The sequence below is a fragment of the Psychrobacter sp. H7-1 genome (assembly GCF_904846585.1).
In the GTDB taxonomy this organism is placed as follows: Bacteria; Pseudomonadota; Gammaproteobacteria; order Pseudomonadales; family Moraxellaceae; genus Psychrobacter; species Psychrobacter raelei.
Genome location: NZ_CAJHBH010000007.1, coordinates 1 through 22,284, shown reverse-complemented (window position 1 = coordinate 22,284; position 22,284 = coordinate 1). Strand labels below are relative to the sequence as shown.

Annotated in this window: 17 protein-coding genes and 1 pseudogene; 10 read left to right on the top strand and 8 right to left on the bottom strand. The window is 43.9% G+C overall.

Features of this window, described 5'->3' with window-relative positions; translation table 11 throughout:
- Positions 1-84: 84 nt before the first annotated feature.
- Both nadC and JMX92_RS03975 read left to right on the top strand, forming a co-directional pair.
- On the top strand, positions 85-981 hold the full coding sequence (nadC, locus tag JMX92_RS03980) for a carboxylating nicotinate-nucleotide diphosphorylase (RefSeq protein ID WP_011961176.1): 897 nt from the start codon (positions 85-87) through the stop codon (positions 979-981).
- A gap of 235 nt (positions 982-1,216) precedes the next feature.
- A complete protein-coding gene (locus JMX92_RS03975) occupies positions 1,217-1,858 on the top strand; it encodes a MarC family protein (RefSeq protein WP_011961175.1) in 642 nt (213 codons plus the stop codon).
- A 190-nt stretch (positions 1,859-2,048) separates the two neighbouring features.
- Here the strand turns inward: JMX92_RS03975 and JMX92_RS03970 are convergent, their stop codons facing one another.
- On the bottom strand, positions 2,049-2,642 hold the full coding sequence (locus JMX92_RS03970) for a LysE/ArgO family amino acid transporter (protein WP_110816958.1): 594 nt from the start codon (positions 2,640-2,642) through the stop codon (positions 2,049-2,051).
- 220 nt (positions 2,643-2,862) lie between these two features.
- Between JMX92_RS03970 and JMX92_RS03965 the strand changes: the two genes are divergently transcribed.
- Both JMX92_RS03965 and JMX92_RS03960 read left to right on the top strand, forming a co-directional pair.
- Complete coding sequence (locus JMX92_RS03965) at positions 2,863-3,453, top strand: hypothetical protein (RefSeq protein WP_201544043.1); 591 nt, start codon at positions 2,863-2,865, stop codon at positions 3,451-3,453.
- Positions 3,454-3,529: 76 nt separating this feature from the next.
- Positions 3,530-4,090 (top strand): hypothetical protein, encoded by a 561-nt coding sequence (locus JMX92_RS03960; RefSeq protein WP_201544041.1) that lies wholly within the window; start codon positions 3,530-3,532, stop codon positions 4,088-4,090.
- 177 nt (positions 4,091-4,267) lie between these two features.
- On the opposite strand, the gene rluB is transcribed toward JMX92_RS03960, so the two are convergent.
- From rluB to trpS, 5 genes are all read right to left on the bottom strand, one after another.
- Positions 4,268-5,305: a 23S rRNA pseudouridine(2605) synthase RluB gene (gene rluB, locus JMX92_RS03955; RefSeq protein ID WP_011961171.1), complete on the bottom strand. Its 1,038-nt coding sequence runs from the start codon at positions 5,303-5,305 to the stop codon at positions 4,268-4,270.
- Between the two features lie 196 nt (positions 5,306-5,501).
- Entirely contained in the window at positions 5,502-6,509 is a 1,008-nt protein-coding gene (locus JMX92_RS03950) for an alpha/beta fold hydrolase (protein ID WP_011961170.1), read from the bottom strand.
- A gap of 137 nt (positions 6,510-6,646) precedes the next feature.
- Positions 6,647-7,204: an SMC-Scp complex subunit ScpB gene (scpB, locus tag JMX92_RS03945; protein ID WP_041773796.1), complete on the bottom strand. Its 558-nt coding sequence runs from the start codon at positions 7,202-7,204 to the stop codon at positions 6,647-6,649.
- A gap of 175 nt (positions 7,205-7,379) precedes the next feature.
- The gene (locus JMX92_RS03940) at positions 7,380-8,252 is read right to left on the bottom strand and encodes a segregation and condensation protein A (protein ID WP_162522629.1); all 873 of its coding nucleotides are present in this window, start codon (positions 8,250-8,252) and stop codon (positions 7,380-7,382) included.
- 84 nt (positions 8,253-8,336) lie between these two features.
- Positions 8,337-9,434, bottom strand: coding sequence for a tryptophan--tRNA ligase (gene trpS / locus JMX92_RS03935; RefSeq protein ID WP_110816952.1), 1,098 nt, complete (start codon positions 9,432-9,434; stop codon positions 8,337-8,339).
- Positions 9,435-9,934: 500 nt separating this feature from the next.
- On the opposite strand from trpS, the gene JMX92_RS13720 reads away from it, so the two are divergent.
- Complete coding sequence (locus JMX92_RS13720; protein ID WP_201544039.1) at positions 9,935-11,803, top strand: calcium-binding protein; 1,869 nt, start codon at positions 9,935-9,937, stop codon at positions 11,801-11,803.
- An 84-nt stretch (positions 11,804-11,887) separates the two neighbouring features.
- On the opposite strand, the gene JMX92_RS03925 is transcribed toward JMX92_RS13720, so the two are convergent.
- A complete protein-coding gene (locus JMX92_RS03925) occupies positions 11,888-12,874 on the bottom strand; it encodes a lipid A biosynthesis acyltransferase (RefSeq protein WP_201544101.1) in 987 nt (328 codons plus the stop codon).
- Between the two features lie 253 nt (positions 12,875-13,127).
- Entirely contained in the window at positions 13,128-15,089 is a 1,962-nt protein-coding gene (locus JMX92_RS03920; protein WP_201544037.1) for an ATP-binding cassette domain-containing protein, read from the bottom strand.
- A gap of 167 nt (positions 15,090-15,256) precedes the next feature.
- On the opposite strand from JMX92_RS03920, the gene JMX92_RS03915 reads away from it, so the two are divergent.
- The 5 genes and pseudogenes from JMX92_RS03915 to JMX92_RS03895 form a co-directional block, all read left to right on the top strand.
- Positions 15,257-15,508, top strand: a complete 252-nt coding sequence (locus JMX92_RS03915; protein WP_011961163.1) for a SlyX family protein — start codon at positions 15,257-15,259, stop codon at positions 15,506-15,508.
- 382 nt (positions 15,509-15,890) lie between these two features.
- The gene (locus JMX92_RS03910) at positions 15,891-17,450 is read left to right on the top strand and encodes an outer membrane protein transport protein (protein ID WP_201544028.1); all 1,560 of its coding nucleotides are present in this window, start codon (positions 15,891-15,893) and stop codon (positions 17,448-17,450) included.
- Between the two features lie 294 nt (positions 17,451-17,744).
- Positions 17,745-19,289, top strand: coding sequence for a hypothetical protein (locus tag JMX92_RS03905; RefSeq protein ID WP_201544026.1), 1,545 nt, complete (start codon positions 17,745-17,747; stop codon positions 19,287-19,289).
- Between the two features lie 320 nt (positions 19,290-19,609).
- On the top strand, positions 19,610-21,154 hold the full coding sequence (locus tag JMX92_RS03900) for a transferrin-binding protein-like solute binding protein (RefSeq protein WP_201544024.1): 1,545 nt from the start codon (positions 19,610-19,612) through the stop codon (positions 21,152-21,154).
- A 220-nt stretch (positions 21,155-21,374) separates the two neighbouring features.
- Positions 21,375-22,284, top strand: a pseudogene (locus JMX92_RS03895) (hypothetical protein); the annotation flags it as partial.

The following is a 22,284-nucleotide window of genomic DNA, read 5'->3' as shown; positions in this document are numbered from 1 at the left end:
AAAATCAGCTGTCATTGATTTAACTTTATCACCGGTCGCCGTAAACCTACCCATTTTATATCGCTTTTTAAATAAGGACGCTTTATGTCAATATCTGCCGCCCATGAGCCCGCCACTGTAGTAGAGCCACCATTGAATGATGTGTTACTGCTACCCTTAATTCAGGCCGCACTACTAGAGGATTTGGGCCGCCGTGGTGATGTGACCTCGCAGGCGACCATTCCGGCAGATAAGCAAGCAACTTTGACCTTAACTGTGCGCGATGATGGCGTGGTGTGTGGGCTTGATTTGGCCAGATTGGCTTTTGCGCAAGTAGATCCAGATATCGAATTTAAAGCGCATACTCAAGATGGTGCAGCGGTGAGTAAGGGTGAGGTGCTGGCGACCATTAGTGGTAATGCTCGCAATTTGTTGACCGCCGAGCGCACCGCACTGAATTTTATGACGCATCTTAGTGGCATTGCGACAGCCACACGTAAGGTGGTAGATTTGGTGGCTGACTATCCGGCTCAAATTACGTGTACCCGTAAGACCATCCCAGGTCTGCGCACTGTTCAAAAATACGCGGTACGCTGTGGCGGCGGGCGCAATCACCGTCTGGGCCTCGATGACGCCATCTTAATCAAAGACAATCATATTGCTATTGCCGGTAACATTGCCAAGGCCTTACAGCAAGCCCAGCAATTGGCCGGTCATCTTATTCCCATTGAGATTGAGGTTGATACCCTAGAGCAGCTGCAACAAGCAATAGAGGCAGGCGCTGAGCTGGTATTATTAGATAATATGGCTCCAGAGACGTTACGTAAAGCAGTGGCCTTGTGCAAAAATCATCCCAGCGGACGTATTAAGACCGAGGCATCAGGGGGGATTACCCCAGATAGTGTCGTCGCAGTTGCCCAAACGGGTGTTGACTTTATAGCCATGGGCTATTTGACCCACAGTACCACAGCCTTAGATATCGGTATGGATTTTACCGCTTAATCCTCTACAGATACGCCAAATATTGTGTAAGTCATTGTATAAATTTGATTTATAGCAAAATAGGGTAAAAACAGTGCTTGCTATCAACGTGAAGAAAGTCAGTATTCTTGTCGATGCCTTGTAATAATATGATACACAGCTAATACACAAAGCCATTATTGCTCTATAATAAAGGGTATTTGCACGGCTTGGCATGTGCTAAAATCGCTCCTTTTTTGCAAACTGAGGCGCCCGTATGGACACCGAAATTGTCAAAATAATTTTGGCATTTGTGGTACTAATTAACCCCTTTAGTGCCTTAACGCTATTTTTAGATTCGACTCGTGGCTATAGCATGACTGATAAGCGCCGCTTTGCGCGTATCAGTAGTTTGACGGTGTTTATTACCATTGCTTTTTTTACTGTCGCTGGTGAGACCTTACTTAAAGTGCTGGGCATCTCAGTGGGCTCGTTCCAGATTGCTGGTGGGGTATTGGTATTTTTGATTGCCATTAACATGATGAATGGCGAGGGTAATCCGGTAAAGCCCAATCAAGAAAACGTGGAAGTTGATGACAGCTTTGAGAGCATAGGCAGTACCGCCGCTGCCGTTGTGCCTTTGGCCATTCCGATGATGGTGGGACCAGGCGGGATTTCTACCGTTATTATTTACTCAGCACAAGTGACAGGTTGGCAGCAGAAGTTAGCCATCATTATTGCCGGTTTGCTCATTTCTATATTTTGTTATTTGGCTTTAATGGCCGCCGGTCAGCTAAGCCGGTTCTTAGGTGACACCGGTCTTAATATTATTAGCCGTATCATGGGTATGCTGCTTGCAGCGGTGGCCATCGAAATCTTGGTCAATGGTATTAAGACTGTTTTTCCTGGTCTGATCTAAAGGCCGATAGAGATAAGCTTTACGCTTAGCTATTGGTTGCTCATTTATGGTGTTATACCAAAAAGCCCCTGTTTAATTGAACTAAACCGTCCAAGATTTGGGGGTCAGTTCATCAGCAGGGGCTTTTTTATCAGGCTTAGTCTAACTGGAAAATTGCTAAAATATCGCTCTAATTTGGCGCAGATTTAGATTAACTGTTGTATAGATGCCAAGATAAATAAAGCATTAATACGCCCACTAAAGCATCTAAAATATTCCAAGATTTAGGCTTGGCAAACAGTGGGCCGAGTAGGCGCGCGCCATACCCTAAGCTGAAGAAAAATACAAAAGAAGCACTCACCGCACCGGTGGCAAATAGTAGCTTACTATTGGCACCGGTAGACACCATACCGACCAGCACCAAGGTATCTAAATACACGTGTGGATTAAGCCAGGTAAACCCAAAACACAGCATAAGCGATCTATTTAAGCTGCTTTCGGCGGCAGCATTACTGTCTAGGGCATGCGACTTGGTAAAGCCTGCATATAAGCTTTGCAGACCATATACTAATAAAAATAAAGCCCCAGCAAGCTTCGCAATATTCACAATATTGGGATGTTGTGCCGTCATGGCGCCAAATCCTGCAACCCCTGCCGAGATGAGAAGCGCATCTGATAGGGCACAAAACAGGCATACGGCAAACACGTGCTGCTTTTTTAGACCTTGCTTTAAGATAAAGGCATTTTGGGAGCCAATGGCGAAGATGAGTGATAAGCCGAGCGCAAAGCCTGATACATAATCCATCTGGTTATCTCATGGTAAATTATTAAAATAGAGCCATAGCTTACAATATGAGTGATTTACACCCATCAACAGCAGCGGCTTTGCCATCTGTCTTGTTTTATAAGTTTTGGGTGCAATTATAGTCGGGTGTCAGTCGAGATGATATGACCAAATGAGCCTATAGAGCTTGGGTGAGGGCACTCATTGGTCAAATGATAAACATACACGAAGGGATGAGGTTATGACGCAAGCCACTGCAATGTTTGTGATGTTCATTTTATATGGCGTGCTGCCTGCAGCCGGTATTTACTTGGGCTATCGGGGCGTAAAAAAACTTACTCAGCCCAAGATGCTTGAGTATAAAGCCATGCCGCAACTGGGCAGCATTCCCGAAAAAAGCATGCCGCAAGAGGTCGCACAAAAGCTGGCGATCATTAATGAAAAAGGTGAAAAGCTAAAGCGGCTATATGGCGATACTAACAATGATGGCGTTATTGATGACAAAGATGCAGTCAATGAGACCTATGTGATGATAAAAAACGTCATGGATATCCATATTCCTGAAGCGGTGGCCGATTATCGACGCTTGCACGACTTAGATAGTAACGTCAACAAAACCGTGGTTATCTCTGCTGAAAAAAGCGGTGACGCCTTAAGCCGTGCTGATACCACTAAGATTAAAAACTCAAACATGACGGGCAGACAAGCTTTATTGGAAGTATTAAATACAGTGGATACACAGTTTGATGGGTTGCTTGATGCCGCTTATCATCAAGATGGTCAAAAGCTGTTGGCAACCAATCGCTATTTGCAGCAGCGTTTTGAGAAATAAAAGCTTTGAGAAATAAGATGAGATGTGTACTTATCGTCGCTAAGCTCAAACTTTATAATCCATAGGTGACAAAAAAATGAGTGTGGTTATCGGTGCAGGTGTACTTACCTTAGTGGCAGCCGGCTATGTGGGCCGTAAGGGCTGGCTCGCCTTCCATCGTGCAGTGGGTATTACACCAGGCAAAATGAAATATATAGAGCCCTCACAGCAGCAGCCTAAAATGCGCCAATTGTCTTGGTCGGCTGAGCGGATGCAAGACTTACCACCCAGTGTATTGCAGCAATTACAGCGCATAGACACCAAGGCACAGCTGTTACAGCAGTGGCGAGATGAGCTGACACAGTCGGGGCAAACACCCGCTGTGAGCGAAGAAGAATTCTTAGTTAATAAGCTGCTAAAAGAGCGGTTGCCTGAGCTGTTGACCAATTACCAACGCCTTGCCCGTCATGATGCCGTGTTACAACAAACACAACCTGACTCACCTACTCAGTCGCACGGTGAGGGCAGTGCGTTAAATCTAGTGTTTGAGCTATTGATAACGATTGAAGCTAAGTTAGACGCGCTACTAACCCGTTATCAGCATAATACCTTGCAGGACATGCAGGTGATGCAGCGCTATTTGCAGCAGCGTCAGTGATGCCTCTACAAGCCCCTTTTGAGTTAAATATGAACGTCAGTTAAATATGGATATCAGTTAAATAGGGAGCATACCACCCGAAGCTGACAAAAATACCCCATAAGTTGTGTCCAACTTATGGGGTTCAGTTCATCTACTAAGGGCTTTTTATATAAATGCGCTATAAATAAGTCGTATTTAACGCTTAGAGCCTCTATTACCAGTATCTCTACCACGAGTGGCACTGGTATTTTTGCCAGTTGAGGTGCTGGCACGACCGCTGCGAGAGCTGGTACGAATGGTGCGGGCTTTCATCGGTTTTTTCTGGAAGCGCTCTTTTTTCTCTTTGGCTTTACCATGCACACCCATGTCCTCACGAGGACGTATGCCGACCAGATCAATCAGACGGTGAATGTCTTTTCTATCAAGCTCGATAAAGCGGCCGGTACGTAGCTCCTTGGGTAGATCCACTGAGCCATAGCTGGTACGCAGTAGACGGCTTACTTTTAGGCCTTGTGATTCAATCAGACGGCGTACTTCACGGTTACGGCCCTCTTTTAGCTTCACGTGATACCATTTGTTTACGCCTTCACCGCCGCCTTGTTTGATGTCTTCAAACTTAGCAAGGCCATCCTCAAGCATAACGCCATCGGTTAAATTGCGCATCATTTCAGGGGTCAGCTCGCCTAAGATACGTACCGCATATTCACGTACAATCTCGTTTGATGGGTGCATTAAACGGTGCGCCAATTCGCCATCGTTGGTGAATAATAATAAGCCCGTAGAGTTAATGTCTAGACGACCCACCATAATCCAGCGATCATGAGTCAGCTTAGGCAGACGCTCAAATACCGTGGTACGACCTTCTGGATCATTGGCAGAGCAGATTTCACCTTCTGGCTTGTAATAGGCCAAAACGCGGCGGCGTTTTTCACGCTCAGATTTGTATTTAATTAGGCGGCCATCAACACGGATTTCATCGCCTTGTTCGACACGATCACCGATGCTGGCAGGTTTTTGGTTAATAGAAACACGGCCTGCTTTAATGACCTCTTCCATTTGGCGACGTGAGCCTAGGCCCATACGAGCCAATGCTTTTTGTAGCTTTTCGGTGCCGGCTGTGCTGGCAGAAGTGGTAGGCGCTGCGAACTGATAATCGCCATTGTGGTCAATGGTAACATCGCTTTGTAGTGTATCGGGAGCTTGGGTTTCGGGGTTTTGATTTGACTGAGGCATGGTATGCATCCTGGAATCGGTGGGTGACTACATTTCACAATGTAGGTTATTCAGTTTTTAGAATTAACGCAGCTATTGTACGTGATATTGTGGCTATTGTGGATATTTTCTCACCACCCTTGAGTAATCTGGCCACTTTATAAGTGTTATGAGGGGTTACCAGCTGCATTTTTTATTGTCCACGCAAGAAAAAGCATTAGCGGCTGTGCTTTTCAATCCAGTTAAGTACTGTGGGCCAAACTTCGGCGGCAGCATTACGGCTTAAAAATATACGGGTATGGTTATAATTCTCTAAATCGCCACTGGCAATACCAAACTCCCGAAAGTGATTGTTAGCATTGTTAAAGGCTTGTAAAAACTTTAAGCACCCTTGTGGTGGTGCAACAGAGTCACCTGCTGCACAAATAGCATAAGTGGGCGTAGTGATATAGGGCATCACAGTACGGTAATCGAAGGGTTGCTGCGGGATAACAGCGGTATGACGACGTTGAAAACCCTGGCCTGAGCGTTTATCAATCAGTCGATGCATTCGCTGATTAAAGGCCTGTTTTAACTGATGTCTTATCGGGGTAGGCGAGTAGCTACTAAAGTTTTGGTTTAAGTTCCAGTCCATCCACTGTGACAGTAGATAGTAACTTTCATTCATGGTGCCAAGCTTTAGGCGTTTGCCTCTTACAATCCCCATTTGACGGGTGGCAGCTTTACTTAGCAGTAATTTGGCGTAGCTGACTGGGGTGGTCGCTGCAGCAAAAGCTTGGCAGGCAAATAAAGTGATACTAGATATTTTATCGACATACTCAGTATGGCGGGTCAGAAGCATGGTTAGGCAAATACCACCACCACTGTGGGTGATACAGTGTAAATTATCGAGGTTTAGCTCGTTAACTAAGTAATCAAGAGTGGCCCTCACATCATAAAAAGCGATATCTTCTAAATGATAGGGCGTTTTGGGCTGGCTGCTACTGCCATGACCACGCCATTCCATAATAAAACAGGGATAACCTAAAGACGCAAAATAACTGGCAATACCGAGGCAGACCCCTTTGTCCGAAAAAGCGCCATGAAGCAACAATAGATTTTGTCTTTTATGATTGCCTATGGACGGATTTAGGGGGTTTTTAATGGCCTCATTATCTGTAATTTTCCAAACAGCAATTTGCTGATGGTCTGCTGTGGTCACAAGATTAAGCGTTTGATGTATCATCGTTGATCACTTTATATCCTTATAAGCTATGCAAAATAAGCTATGCAAATATGACTGCCTGTCTATTTTTACATCATAGTCTGTTTTTACATCATAGATAGTTATCAATGAGATGCCTACCGCTTGGCTTGAATGCCCTAGTCACTTTGCAAATTTAAATCAGGAAGTGGCGGCAACTGCTCCAAGCTCTCAAGCCCAAAGGCATCCAAAAACTGTGGCGTGGTATGCAAAAGGGCAGGGCGCCCTAGAGTCTCTCGATAGCCTTTTTCAATAATCCAGCCTTTATCAAACAGCTGCCTTAATATATTGCTAGATACGGTGACACCTCGCACCTGCTCAATATCACCTCGGGTCACAGGCTGTTTATAAGCAATCACGCTTAAAGTCTCAAGCAATGCCTGACTTAAGCTCTCTAATCGCTGCGGGAAGACGTGTTGAATTAATGCACTATATTCACTGCGAATCTGTAGCCGATAGCCGCTGGCAGATTCACTTAAGCTGAGTACACCTGTGGTCAGTCTTTGCTGTAAGACTAACAGAGCAGTCTCAAGCTCCGGCTTTGATAAAGACAGATGTTTTCTAAGTTGGCTGTCGGTCAGAGGTGATTCAGAGGCATGTAGCAACACTTCAATACGGCGGCTTAGCTGATCATAACGGTGAAAATTGTTAAGGTCAGTTTGCGCTGTATCGCTCATGTCAGCCTGTGCCGATTGACCTGTTGCTGCCACATCATTGTCCTTATGGGGGTCTGAAACTGTGGTAACTGTAAGGGGCGAGTTAAAAGGCGTATTGGGCATAATCAGTAAGGCTTTTAAAAATTAAAGGGGGGTCACACAGACGAGGAGGGTTGGCATCATAGTCAATAAAGAATTAAGCGACCCAGCGCAGCTTTAAACTTGATAGGCTATAAGTCGGCTTATGCTCAGCCGGTACTGCGCCATCTATAACGGCATCTTGTGCGGTATTGGCAATGTTATGGGTGGCGAGTGGTTTTATGGCCACAGACGCAGTTGTTAACGCGCTGTCTGTCTCAATCACATCAATAATCTGACGCTTCATTAGCTCAAGCACAGCCACGAAGCTGACCACCACCCCAAGACGTCCCTGACTCTGATCAAGAAGCTCAATAAAGGCGCCTTCACCACGTTCACTTAACTGGCGACTGATGCTGGCAATACGATCTGATAAGGGAATAGGATCAACTTTGATACTGTGCATCTGATAGTCAGGTTTAAGCTGCATTTTTAATAAGCTCTCCACCAGTATTTCAGCAGGGTAGCTTGGTAGCTGGGCAGCCATAACCTCAGGGTCTGGCAGGCTAGCCATTGCCAAAAATACATCACGCTCTAGACGTATCAGATTGTCCAAACGACGAGCAGCCTCCTTAATTTGAGCATAGTCCTCCAGACGAGATATTAATTCAGCTTTCGGGTCGCGCTCATCTTCTAACTTCTCAGGCGCCGGTAGCAATAGCTCGGTCTTAATGGCAATCAAAGTCGAAGCCATCAGCAGATAATCACCAGCCAGCTCAAAATGATCAGCATCAAGCTCATCGATATATGCCAAATACTGCTCAGTAATTGGCAAAATAGCGGTGTCTGTGATGTCAAAATTGTTCTTTTTGACCAGATATAATAAAAAGTCGAGTGGGCCTTCAAACTGATCAAGCCAAATGGCAAAAGCTTGAGGTGGTATGTACAAGTCTTCTGGCAATGACTGTACAGGCGTGGTATAGATTCTAATACCAGCGCCTGAGTCTAAATTTGGCTCAGAATAGGCCTGCGTGTCTGAGCGGCTATCATTTACAGTTGTCAAAAAATGCCAACCTTATTTAAGCTTAGCTAACGGCTTAATACCGATAGCACGGCGTGTTTTATCCAACTGTTTGCGGCTGTGACGGCGGGCTTTTTCGGCCCCCATGAGCAAGATTTCCTCTAGCTCTTTAGGGTTGGCCATCAGCTCAAAATAACGCTCGCGGAAAGGGGCGATTTCACTATTAATTTTTTCAAATAAAATCTGCTTAGCATCGCCCCAAGCAATCCCCGCCTCAAACTGAGCACGTAAATCTGCAATCTCTTCTGTGCTACCAAAGGCTTTATAGATCTCAAAGATTACCGAGTCATCAGGATTTTTTGGCTCTTCAGGGGCTTGTGAATTGGTCACAATTTGCATGATGGCCTTACGCATCTGCTTCTCGGGGTCTACTTGTGGGTTATATTCACCAAATAAAGGAATGGTATTGCCGTAGCTTTTGCTCATCTTGCGACCATCAAGACCGGTGAGTAGCGCCACATTTTCATCTACCACCGCAGAGGGTAGAGTAAATAATGACTTGTATTTGTGGTTGAACGTACCGGCGATATCGCGCGCCATTTCAATGTGCTGGATTTGGTCACGGCCGACAGGCACATGGGTGGCATTAAACATTAAGATGTCGGCGGCCATTAATACAGGATACCCAAACAGACCCATGGTGATACCTTGGTCGGGATCCACGTCACTTTTTTCATTATTAATGTCGACCGCCGCTTTATAAGCATGGGCTCGGTTCATCAGTCCTTTGGGGCATGAACAGTTTAAAATCCACGCAAGCTCTGGAATCTCAGGCACATCAGATTGACGATAAAACACTACCTTTTCAGGGTCAAGACCACACGCAAGCCAAGTGGCGGCAATGGCTTTGGTTGATTCGTGAATTTGTTTTGGGTCATAGCATTTGATAATGCCATGGTAGTCGGCCAAAAAGAAAAAAGACTGATCTTCTTCATTTAGGCTGTTTTGCGCAGATTGAATCGCAGGACGAATAGCGCCCACATAGTTACCTAAGTGTGGGATACCGGTTGTGGTAACACCAGTTAAGATACGTTTTGGCTGAGTGTCTTCGGCTTTTTGAGTGTGCTCTGAAGTATTTTGTTCTACAGTCATAAGGGGTCTACTTTTACAAAGAGAAGTGGTTTGGCTGGCTTTAGATATAAGAAGCTATTTTAAGTAAATGCAGTATAACAAATTCTGATTTATTTGCTTAGCCTATTGGCCTTAGGCATTAGCATAAAAGGACAGCGAAACAAACGACAATAGCAGATTTACGCAAGTTTTTTGTCTTAGCTTGCCGTCTTAATGACTGCGTTAATAGCGTGACTATCAAGGGGCTGTATCTGCTTGATAACTTAAGCTTTATTTTATTTAATATAAACTAATTTTTTATTAAGTATTTGATTTTATCGTGTTAATTATTTTTATTTAATTGAAGCAAGGTATTAAAGTAAGGTATTAAAAAATAATTTAATATGGGCAATACTTTGTAGAAAAAATGAACTCATTGGTTTACATTCCGCTATATTAAGACTTGCATTAGTGCTTTATAGTCAGGTCTCAACTTAACCCAGTAAAATGGATTTACTACACAATATAAGGATATAACGTGTATGGGAATGTTCGACTATAAAAACTACTCAAGTGAAGAGGCCGCCAAATTAGTAGACGATGCCAGTCGTCTCTCAGCCTATACCAATGCAGTCAGCTTTTTTGGCTTTATCCCAGGCGCTGATGCGCTAAATGTTGTTGGTAAACTGACCGGTGATTTGTTCCCCAATGAGACTAAAGTAGGTATTCCTGATGGTTGGGCGCAGCTTACGCCTAGCGACTTAGGTGTCAGTGATTCTTTAGTAGATAAGGAAGGCTACTTTCAAATAGATAGCCTGTTCAGTGGCAAGACTGTGGGTGGCCCGCAAGCGCTTATCTTCGGCCAATATGACAATGCCGGCAAACTGATAGGCATTAACCTCAACATTTCGGGCACCAATAATCTCATCGATGTCTTAGACTATCTGGATTTTAATAGCCGTAAAGGCATCGCTTTATTAGAGCCTATTTTAACTGTCGTTAAAGACTTTGCTGTTGCCAATGGTTTAGACGGTAGCGATGTCCTTATTAGTGGATATAGTGCAGGCGCTGCTGTAACCAATATGATCGCCGCTGAGCGTGAAAATTTGGCAGATGGTTTTTTTGAAGATGCTGACTATATGGCCTTTGCCGTACCTACCATTTATGAAAACTCCGACGTTATTTTAAACTTTGGTTATGAGAACGATGTGGTACATCGTATTACTGGCAGCGAGTCTAGTATTATTGATGCTATCAAGGCAGCAGATTTTGGATTGGTCAACCCAGATAAAGATTTTGACGGCTCAACTGATAACGTGGTGTTATTCAATGATGTATATGCATCTCCTATTTGGGATGTGAGCTTATTTTCACTATTAAATATCCCTACTGGCTGGTATGCGCACATTAATGGTGTTACCACAGATGCCATCAGCCGCATTAGCAACTCTACTTTCTATGAATATACCAAGCAAGACAGCACCGTTATAGTGGCAGATTTAACCGCCGTAAGCCGAGCGACAACATGGGTGCAAGATGACAAGTCGCACACCTCAAGCCATTATGGCAGCGCCGCCTTTATTGTGGGTAGCGAACACAATGATTTAATCGCTGGTGGCAAAAACTTTGATTATATCGACGCAGGTTTGGGTGATGATATTATCAAAGCAGGTACAGGCGTTGATCATGTTGATGGCAATGAGGGTCATGACCAAATACGCATTGAAGGTAGAAGTGGCGACTGGGATGTCTTTAAGATGGCCGATGACACCTTATTTTTCTTAGATAAAAAAGGCACCAATTTGGTTGAGGCCAATAATGTTGAATCAGTCAGCTTCAATGGTGAATTGGCAAGCCACCTAAACAACTATGATATTGGTAGCACAGGTCTGATTGAGAACCGTCCAGTAATTAAATGGTTCAGCGAAGGCAAAGAGTATGGCGTCCACACCGAAGGCAGTGATGCGGATGATAATTTAAGTGGTAATATCGTTTTCGGTCGTGATGGTGATGATACCATTCAAGGTACCAAAGGTAATAACACCTTACATGGTGGTGAAGGCAATGATGTGCTGTATGGTCTTGGTGGTAATGACAAGCTGTATGGTGCAGAAGGTGATGACCGCTTAGATGGGGGTGCGGGCAATGATTGGTTGATTGGTGGTATCGGCAATGACACCTTTGTTGTTAATAATAACGCAGGCTCAGATACTATCCTTGACTTTAATAACGACATTGGCTATCACGATATTATTGAATTCTCCTCATCGTTATTTAATGATTTAACCAGTCTGGCCAGTCACACCATTCAGTCTAAGGCTGATGTTTTAGTGGCCTTAAATGCTAATGACTACTTAACCGTATTAAATTCAACGGTTGACGATGTGTTGGCCAGTGCGGTTATTATTTAATCAATAGCTTCTTGACCAAAAAAGACGCCTCTTTCAAAGGGGCGTCTTTTTACTTAGGTGTCTGACTGAATGAATCGGTGTCAATCAAGGATAGTAGTCACTGCGGCCATTAGGCGTGTTTTTATAACGCTTGTGAAACCACATCCACTGGGTGGGGTCAATACGAATAAGACTCTCTAATACCTCATTGATACGAGTAGCATCAGCGACTTCATCAGCTGAGGGATAGCCGTCTATTATCGGTGTAATAGTAAGGTGGTAATGCGGACGCTTACCTTTTGGCATATTATCTGGCGTCTGACGGTAAGTATGTAAAGCCATGACGACTGGGGGAGTAGACTTCTTGCCCAGTTTTGCCAGTCGTCTAGGCGCAGTAACGGTGGCAGCAGGTACGCCAAAAAAGGGTGCCATAACCCCATGCTTTAAGCCGTAATCTTGATCAGGGGAGTACCAGATAATTTTACCAAGCTTAATACGGTTTACCAGTTTGCGCATATCGCTGTGATCAATCTGCTCATCAAAAATATTGCGGCGACCATTATAAATGAACCAGTCAAGCAGTGGATTGTTTTGTGGACGATACACACAGTCAGTGGCAGCAAACTGCGTAAACAAACGGCCACCCAAATCCAACATGGTATAGTGAGCGCCTAATAACAACACCGCTCTACCTTGCTGCTGAGCTTGCACTAAGTGCTGAAGCCCTGAAATAGAAAAGGTACGCATAAACACATTCGGGCGCAGCCAAGCACACAAGGTTTCGAAGATACCAATGCCTTGATTGACGAAGACCTGCTTTGCCATACGTTCACGCTCAGCCTCCATTTTTTCAGGAAAGGCCAATCTTAAGTTCACCAAGGTATCCCTACGTCGACCTTGTAGCAGATGATAGAGGATGATACCCAGCTTACGACCTATCCAAAATTGATAGCGTAGAGGCAGATACATCAGCAACAAAAATAAAGCCAGCATGAGCCAGATCAGCCAGTACTGAGGCAATAAAAATTGCCACTTAAAAGGCTTCTTATCTGCTATATGTGCCTGCTTATGGTTATCCGTAATGCTTGGCATCCCAGCAGGAATAGGCAGCGCCTTTGATCCTGCTGCCTTGTCACTGGTATGGTTAACCGAGCTGTTAACAGATTGAGCCACAGAGCTCTCAGCAGGCGAGGCGTGCGCGCTTTGTTTGGGGTCAAACTGCTGCACAGAAGTAACAACAGGAATCTTATTAGATTCCTGTTTTTTTGGATTGGGAGTGGGGGTATTGGAATCAGTCATATTAACTCATTAAGGACTTGCTTTGCGGACAATGAGCTTGCGGCAGTTAGCTGTCTAGCTCATCCCAGCGCTCTAATTTGGCCATGAGCGCTTCATCGATCTCTGACAGTCTTTCACTGGCAGCAGTAGCAGCTTCTAAGTCCGTGGTAAACCACGAGCCGTCGGCCAATTTTTGTTGCAGCTGATTTTGCTCTTTTTCAAGCTCAGCAATTTGCTTGGGTAAGGCGTCAAGTTCACGCTGCTCATTATAGCTAAGCTTACGTTTGGGGGCTGTTGTCGCTTTGTCATCAGTATTATTAGATGTAGGCTGTGCCGCTTTAACAGGTTTTTTTTCGGCCTCGACTTTAGCGCTCGGGTTTTTGCTGGCAAAGCTGTCTTCGCGCTGTTTTTGAACCAAGTAATCTTGATAGCCGCCGACGTATTCTTTAACGATGCCTTTGCCTGCTTCGTCCTTATCAAAGACCCAAGTAGAGGTCACCACGTTATCCATAAAAGCACGGTCATGGCTGATAAGAAGGATAGTGCCATTGAAGCTGGCAACCGATTCTTCTAATAACTCAAGGGTGGCCATATCCAAGTCGTTGGTCGGCTCGTCAAGCACCAGAATGTTGGCAGGCTTTAACAGCTGCTTGGCCAGAAGCACGCGGTTACGCTCACCACCCGACAAGGCTTTTACGGGGGTACGTGCCCGCTCTGGTGCAAATAAGAAATCTTGTAAGTAGCTCATAATATGGGTTTTTTTGCCACCGACTTCAATGAAGTCTGAACCTTCAGAGACGTTTTGAGCCACACTGGCCTCAAGATCTAATTGATCACGCAACTGATCGAAAAAAGCAATCTGTAAATTGGTGCCCAAAGTTACGCTACCAGTTTGGATAACCTCATCATCAGACATATCTAAGATGGCTTTAATCAGGGTAGTTTTACCCGCACCATTTGGTCCAATAATACCGATTTTGTCACCACGCACGATTGTGGTGGTAAAGTTATCGACCAATACATTACCATCATATTCAAGATGTAGGTCTTTCACTTTACACACAAGCTTCCCGCTCTTATCGCCGCTGGTCATGGTGATGTTGACATTGCCTACTTGTTCACGGCGTTGTTTGCGCTCTTCTCGCAACTGTTTTAGCTCACGTACACGGCCTTCATTACGGGTACGGCGTGCTTTAATGCCTTGGCGAATCCATACCTCTTCTTGAGCGAGTTTTTTATCGAAATTGGCATTGTTTTTCTCTTCGGCGATCAATTGCTGCTCTTTTAGCTCTTGATAGCGTGCGTAACCGCCAGCGCCTTGGGTCACGTCATAGCTGCTGAGCTTGCCGCGGTCTAACTCAATAATACGAGTCGCTAACTTATCAACAAAAGCCCTATCGTGGGTGACAAAAAGCAGGGTAAGACCTTGCCAGTCTTTTAAGAACTGTTCTAGCCATTCGATACTGGCCACATCTAAGTGGTTGGTTGGCTCATCAAGTAGCAAAATATCCGGCTTAGTCACCAAAGAGCGGGCAAGAAGTACACGGCGTTTACGGCCGCCTGATAAGGAGGATAAGTCATCTTCAGGATCTAGCCCCATAGTGGTAATGATTTGGCGTGCTTCACGCTCTAAATCCCAACCATGTGCCGCATCAATATCATGCTGCAAGTCTGACATAGCCTCACATGCTGTCATGTCCCCTGACGCGCAAGCATCGGCCTTTTGGTTATAAGCAATGAGCAGCTCTGCGGTTTTTTTGTCGCCGCCCATAACAATGTCTAAAATGCGCCCACTGGTTTCGGGTACGTCTTGCTCAAGCATTGCCACCTTGACGCTGCTGTTAATAACCACCTCACCACTGTCAGGAACAATGCGTCCATCGATGAGCTTAAATAAAGTAGACTTTCCCTCGCCATTACGGCCAATCAAACAGACGCGCTCACCCGCCTCAATGCTTAAGTCGATGCCATCAAGAATGGGCGCGACGCCGAAGGCTAAGTGGATGTTTTTTAAATTAATAAGTGCCATAACTGTATTATCACCGTGTGCTACATGCTAAAATTAAGCACAGTATATCATGCAGGCAACAAATCATAACCTGTCAATACTGCCGCTTGAGATTAATTGACTTCGCCCTTGTCTCTATACCCATTTGTTAACTTCTAAACAATTGATTCACAAAAAAAGCCATTACCATGTCAAAGCCTAATGTTGTTCAGACCGATCCCATTTATCAAAGCCTACAGCAGCAGATAGCTGACTTACAGTCTCACGTGGCTTATATGGAGTTGACCATAGATAGCTTAGATACAGTGGTGACTAAGCAAGATAAGCAGCTACAAGACATGCAGCGTCAGTTGCAATTGGTCTATGCACAGCTCAGCCGTCAGATCGATTCAGGCATTGCTCCCTTTGATGCTGCCTCTGAAGTTCCGCCCCACTATTAAACCTAAACCCTTCTAAAAAATATTAAAGACTCACTGGTCATAATAAAGATAATGACCTTTTTGCATAGCTTTTATTGCACCGCTACGGCCTTGTGTTAAGCCTTATAAAACCGGTTTGTCTCAAAAAATAACACCATAAACACCAAAAATTTATTTCCTTTAGGGTCTCCAAAAAATTGTTAAAACAATAAGTATAAATATATCAAAGTGTTGCAATTCATTTCTTAGTTAAGTAGTATTGCCGATAACTGATTGTTCGGTAGGTAATAAGTAACCCAACGATAGTCAGTATCCATCCCTGTTTTATGACCTCATATTTAATGAGAAGCCTAATCATAAAGCTCAAGTGCCCATCCTATAAATGGAATTTTTGGAGAAATAAATGCGCTCATCCTTTGCTATTAAACCCCTCGTTACTGCCATAGCGGCTTTCTCAGTTGCAAGCGTTGCTCAAGCAGCAGGCCTTGATCGTTCAGGTCAAGATACCACTGCGTTTTTCCAAGATGGCACCTATGCAGAAGCTGTTTATACTTACATCGATGCTGATGTAACCGGCCGTGATGCTGCAGGCAATAAAGTAAAAGATATTGCTAAGGATTATGACTTCTTCCGTTATGGTGTAAAAACAGATATAGATAATAAATTCAGTATTGGTGTGTTATATGACGAGCCTTGGGGCGCAGCTGCTGATTACCATGGTAATAATGACTTTGTGGGCTCACCAAGTCGAGTAGCAGATAGCCTTATCTCATCACGTTTAGGTAATGGTGCACCTGAAGCTGATAATATAGGCGTTAACAACGTTGAGCAGTTCAAAGGCTTTATCAATCAAACAGCAGATAAACTAGCAGAAGGTCGACAGCAGCTAGCAACTTTACAAGGTTTTGAGCAGCAAATTAACGCAGCCATTGCTGGTGGTGCGCCAATGGAAGAGATTGATCAACAAGTGGCACAGACGGCTGCACAATTAGGCCGACCAGAGATAAATAGCTTTGCTGCTTTTCAGCAACTGGTTAATGGGACTGAGCAATCGCTTGCAGATGGAGAAGCAAACTATCAGCGCTTGAAAGGCTTAGAAGGGGTACTAGATACCGCTCTTACAAATGCAGAAGCCACAGAAGTAGAGGTGCGCTCTGAAAGCTTAACCGGTTTATTAGGCATGAAGTTTGGCCAAAATAATAACTTCCAAGTTTATGGTGGTCCGGTTGCCCAGCGCTTAAAAGCCAAAGTAAAATTACGTGGTAATGCTTATGAAACCGCAACGGGCTACGATTTAAATGTTAATCCAGATATTGACTATGGTTGGATCGCAGGTCTGCAATATAGTAAGCCTGAGATTGCATTAAAAGCATCTTTAACCTATCGCTCAGAGATTGATCATGAGGTGACAGCTAGTGAGTATTTACCTTTAGCGGCCTTGCGTGGCGTGCCACCAAATCAGGCTAATAAAATGGAAATCACCACGCCTGAGTCTGTGAACTTTGATTTCCAAACCGGTATTAACCCAACAACATTAGCAACAGCCAAAGTGCGCTGGGTGCCTTGGGGTGACTTCAAAATTACACCTCCTTTGTATAACGCCGCATCACAGTTTGATTATGGACCTAAGGGTTTAAATCTAGTGGATTATGATGATGACCAGTGGGTTGTTGAATTAGGCTTAGCAAAACGTCTACAACCCAATCTAGCCATTTCAGGAACTATTGGATGGGACAGCGGCTCTGGTGATCCTACCACTTCTTTAGGTCCTATTGAGGGCTACTATAGCGTAGGTGCTGGTGCTAAATATAATCTTGATGAAAACTGGGCCATTTCAGCCGGTGGTAAATACCTATGGTTTGGTGATGCCAAAGGTCAGATTCCAAATGGCAATATCGTAAGTGATTTTAAAGACAATGATGGCTTTATCTTGGGTGTGAAACTGTCTTATCAAGATAAATAATCTTTATAGTAAAACGTCCTATTTCTAAGCAGCCAGCTTTGCTTAGATAAGCCATAAAAAAGCAGCCTAAGGCTGCTTTTTTATGTTTTTTGATAAATTACTAAAACAAGTGTTGCTATAAATACTTATTTTCACTATCCTTATTACAAGAATTACGTATTTTTACATATATTCAATATTTTTATTCGTATGTTAAGAATATGTATGCCTTTGGCACAGGATTGCCTGCGACTCTCATCGCTATTTTATAAACAGATAGCATGTGGCCAATAACTTTCATGGAGAATTCCCAATATGTTACACAAATTCCCTATCTCTAAGCTGACGCTTGCTCTTTTAACATTACCCCTAGCTTCTTTAACACACGCTGCCGGCCTTGATCGCTCAGGGCAAGATGTTACTGCTTTTCTTCAAGATGGTACTTACGCTGAAGCGGTTTATACCTATGTAGATGCTGATGTTTCAGGTGTGGATAACTCAGGTAATAAAACTGGAGATATAGCGGAAGGCTATGACTTTTTTCGCTATGGTGTAAAGACCGATGTGAATGATAGATTCAGTGTGGGTGTGCTTTATGATGAGCCTTGGGGGGCATCGGCTAAATATAGAGGCGATAATAATTTTACTGGCGTAGCAAATATGACTGGAGCAGGGGCTATTCAGCAAATTGCTCAGCAGGCCATTGCTAATACAGAAAATAAAATTGAGACCGTTCAAGGCTTACAAGCCAGCCAGAACCCACAAGGTTTGGATGCCTTAGTATATGCTACAGCTCTAGCGGGTCTAAATAGTACCCTCGATAGTTATAAAGAATTAGCTGCGGCACCTTCTTTAGAGAAGTACAACGGTATTATAGATCAAACTAATGATACACTAGCTGGCACAGAGGCCACATTAGGTTCTCTAGGTCAATTCCTAAGCCCAGAAGCGCTTGCTACTGCACAACAACTTCTACAATCTAATAAATCAGATGCTGCCACATCTGAAAATGCTAGAGATGCAGTTGCTAATCTATTAAGTATTGATGGAGCCACAAATGTAGAAGTTCGTTCTAATAATCTATCTGTAATTGGCGGGGCAAAGTTTGGTGCTAATAATGAATTTCAGGTTTATGGTGGTCCTGTAGCGCAACGCCTTAAAGCTGATGTTAGATTAAAAGGCGATGCTTACAAGCAAGCTGCTGGTTATACTGCACATATCTCTCCTGATATTGACTATGGTTATTTAATAGGTTTTTCTTATAGTAAGCCAGAAATTGCTCTGAAAGCGGCATTGACATATCGATCTGAAATCGAACACTCATTAACGGTCGCCGAAAGTTTCCCAGCATTGGCTATTGTAGGTCAAAACCCAGAAGCTTTTAGTAATTTTAAAGTAAAGACACCTGACTCTTTCAACTTTGATTTCCAGACAGGTATTAACCCCACCACATTAGCCACAGCTAAGATCCGTTATGTGCCATGGAGCGACTTCTCTATTGTGCCACCACTTTATAATAAAGCGTCCAATTTACCTTTAGTTAATTATAGTGACGATCAATGGCAAGTAGAATTAGGCTTAGGTAAACGGTTGGCTGATAACTTAGCTGTATCTGGTTCAGTCGGTTGGGACAGTGGCGCTGGTGACCCAACTTCTTCACTAGGCCCTATTGAGGGTTATTATAGTGTGGGGCTTGGTGCCAAATATGACTTAACCAAAAATTGGGCTGTATCGGCTGGTGGTAAGTATTTGTGGTTTGGAGACGCAAAAGGCTCATTACCAAGTCGTGAGGTTGTTTCAAACTTTAAAGATAATGATGGATACATTGTAGGCGTTAAACTGTCTTATCAGGACAAATAACCACAAAACTTATAATCTCTTATAAAAAAAGCAGCTCTGATGGGGCTGCTTTTTTATTTGCTTACAATTTATTATTTATTAAGTATCCGCTTAATAAAAGAACGCTATCCCTTAATGCACAAGCCTTAAGCCACAATAAAGCATCTTATTTAATTCAACTTATCTTAGTTGTACAGATTAACTATTCTAAAAATAATTGACTTGTTATATTAAGTCTGCCTAATATAAAAGGTGCAAATAAACGAAGTTAGTATTTCATTTCGATTTATTTGAACCAAACGAAATAATAGATTATACCTAGTCTTCATGGAGGAAGATGAATGTCACCAATGAATTATTCTGTGCTGAACAGCACCACGGCAAAAAAATTACAAACACCGCTTAAAGCGAGTGTTTTTTTACTAACCACAGTTATTCTGGCTTCCTGTGGACTAGACAGTAGCTCAACCTCTTATTATACCTCTCCTTCTGAGGTTCCTAGTAGCCCAGATACGCCACCGCTACCGCCTGAGCCAACACCTACACCTACACCAACGCCTACACCAACGCCTACACCAGAGCCAACGCCAGAGCCAACGCCAGAGCCAACGCCAGAGCCAACGCCAGAGCCTACACCTGAGCCTACACCAACGCCTACACCAACGCCTACACCAACGCCTACACCAACGCCTACGCCAGAGCCTACGCCAACACCTACACCAGAGCCTACACCAACGCCTACACCAGAGCCTACACCAACGCCTACACCAGAGCCGACACCAGAGCCGACACCAGAGCCGACACCAGAGCCGACACCTGAGCCAACGCCAGAGCCGACACCTGAGCCAACGCCTGAGCCAACGCCTGAGCCAACGCCTGAGCCAACGCCTGAGCCAACGCCTGAGCCGACACCAGTCGTTAACCCAGACGTAGCAGCTGATAGCGCAATGACGGGCTTCCAATCTACAGCTCTAAGTAGTGTTGCTAGAGAGATTGAGATTGCACAAACTGTTTTAGACAATGCAATTGGCTATGTCGCCATTCGTGATGACAAATCAAACTGGTCAGGAAATCAAGCTGATTTGGTTAACAAAGACGGTGCATTAGTGCCGGTTGATACACAAGATGGCGATAATTTCACCTCATTTGATAGCTTATCTGTACGAGCAGATATGGTGAAACCAGAGTCTGTCAAAAAACCATTGAACGTGTCATTAGGTGAATCTGGTAGTATCACAGTAGAAGCGGGTAAAGGCTCACTAAACCCTAATTTCAACTATAAATCAGTATATGAGAGTTTTGATACTCAAATGCAAGTGGGTCATATCTACGGCAATATTAGATCGGGTATAGCTGGAGATTTATCACGAGTCTCAAATGTTTATGTCCAAGGTCATTTAACTGATCAAGCTGATCTTGATTATTTAAAGCAAGTTAATGAAGGTAAGGCAAAATATGAAGGTATAGCAACCTATATTGAGAAGTTACATTTGGGTGATTTTAACAAGGTAGATGGTAGTACTACTCTAGGTGTGACTCAGCATAACTACCAGACTACAGATATGGGTGCTGACCCGGTGCAAGGTAAATCAAGTTTCGATGTCGACTTTGTGAATAATTCTGTTAAAGGTGAACTGACTTTTAATGGTGATTTCAAATACAACTCAAGTGGTAAGATTGGCATTGTAGCAACCATTGACGGCAATACTTTTGCTGGCAATGCAAATGGTATCGACACCGCAGGTGGCTTCTACGGTGAAGATGCTCAGTTCCTAGGCGGTATATACCAAGATGCCTCAGCAATGGAAGGTGCTTCAGGTGGTAAAGGTACGACTCCAGGTACTGGAACCAAATTCCAAGGCACATTCGGAGCTGAAAAACAGTAAATATTAAACATTAAATTTAGTCTTTTTTAACTATAACAAACAAAAAAAGTATCGTTAGATACTTTTTTTGTTTGTTTTTTTTTGTTTGATACTGTACTGTAACTAAAGCTATTGTTTAAATTCAGTTAACAGATGTGCTTATTAGTAGCTGCATCATACTGTATAAACACTCGAGACTACTAACTATGCAACACTACATCATCTTCATGGAGGAAGACGAATGTCACCTATCATCAGTCATTCAATATCAAACAGCTCAGCTATTTCTACTGCAAAAAATCTATATACCTCAAAAAAGTTAAAAACGCCTTTAAAAGCCAGTGTGGTTATTCTAACCACGTTAATTTTAGCTTCTTGTGGCTCTGATGGTAGCTCTACTTCCTACTATACAGCACCTTCAGATATTCCTTCTAATCCTGAAACCGGTAATGGAACCGGTGGTGACACCGATAACGGAACCGGTGGTGACACCGATAATGGAACCGGTGACGATACTGATAATGGAGCCGGTGGTGACACCGATAATGGAACCGGTGACGATACCGATAATGGGACTGGTGACGACACTGATAATGGAGCCGGTGGTGACACCAATAATGGAGCCGGTGGTGACACCGATAACGGAGCCGGTGGTGATACCGATAACGGAGCCGGTGGTGAAGCAACTGATGCAGAGCTGCAGCAGGCTTTAAAAGATTTAGATGATGCAAGAGCAGAAGCCCAAAAAGCTCAACAGGAAGTTGCTGCCGCAAAAGCAGAAGCTGAAAAATTACAACAGGAATTAGAAGAGGCACAAAATGCTAGCGGCAGTGGTAATTCAGAACAATTAAAGGCCATTGTGGAGGCTAAGACAGCTGCAGCAGCAGAGGCTGCTTTGGCAGTAACAGCCAAAGAAAAAACAGCAGCCGATGCCATTGCGGCAGCGCAGGCGCAAACGACAGCTGCCGAAGAAGCCCTACAAGCAGCTAATAATGCAGCAGCAGCGGCTGAGATTAAGAACGCTGCTGAATCAGCGAAGAGTGGTGTACAGACCTTAAATGTAGACGTTGTACCGTTAAACAAAGTATTTAACACCACCACACGCGACTTTGACGCAGATAGCACAAGCGTTGTTGCCCGCGCTGATCTGG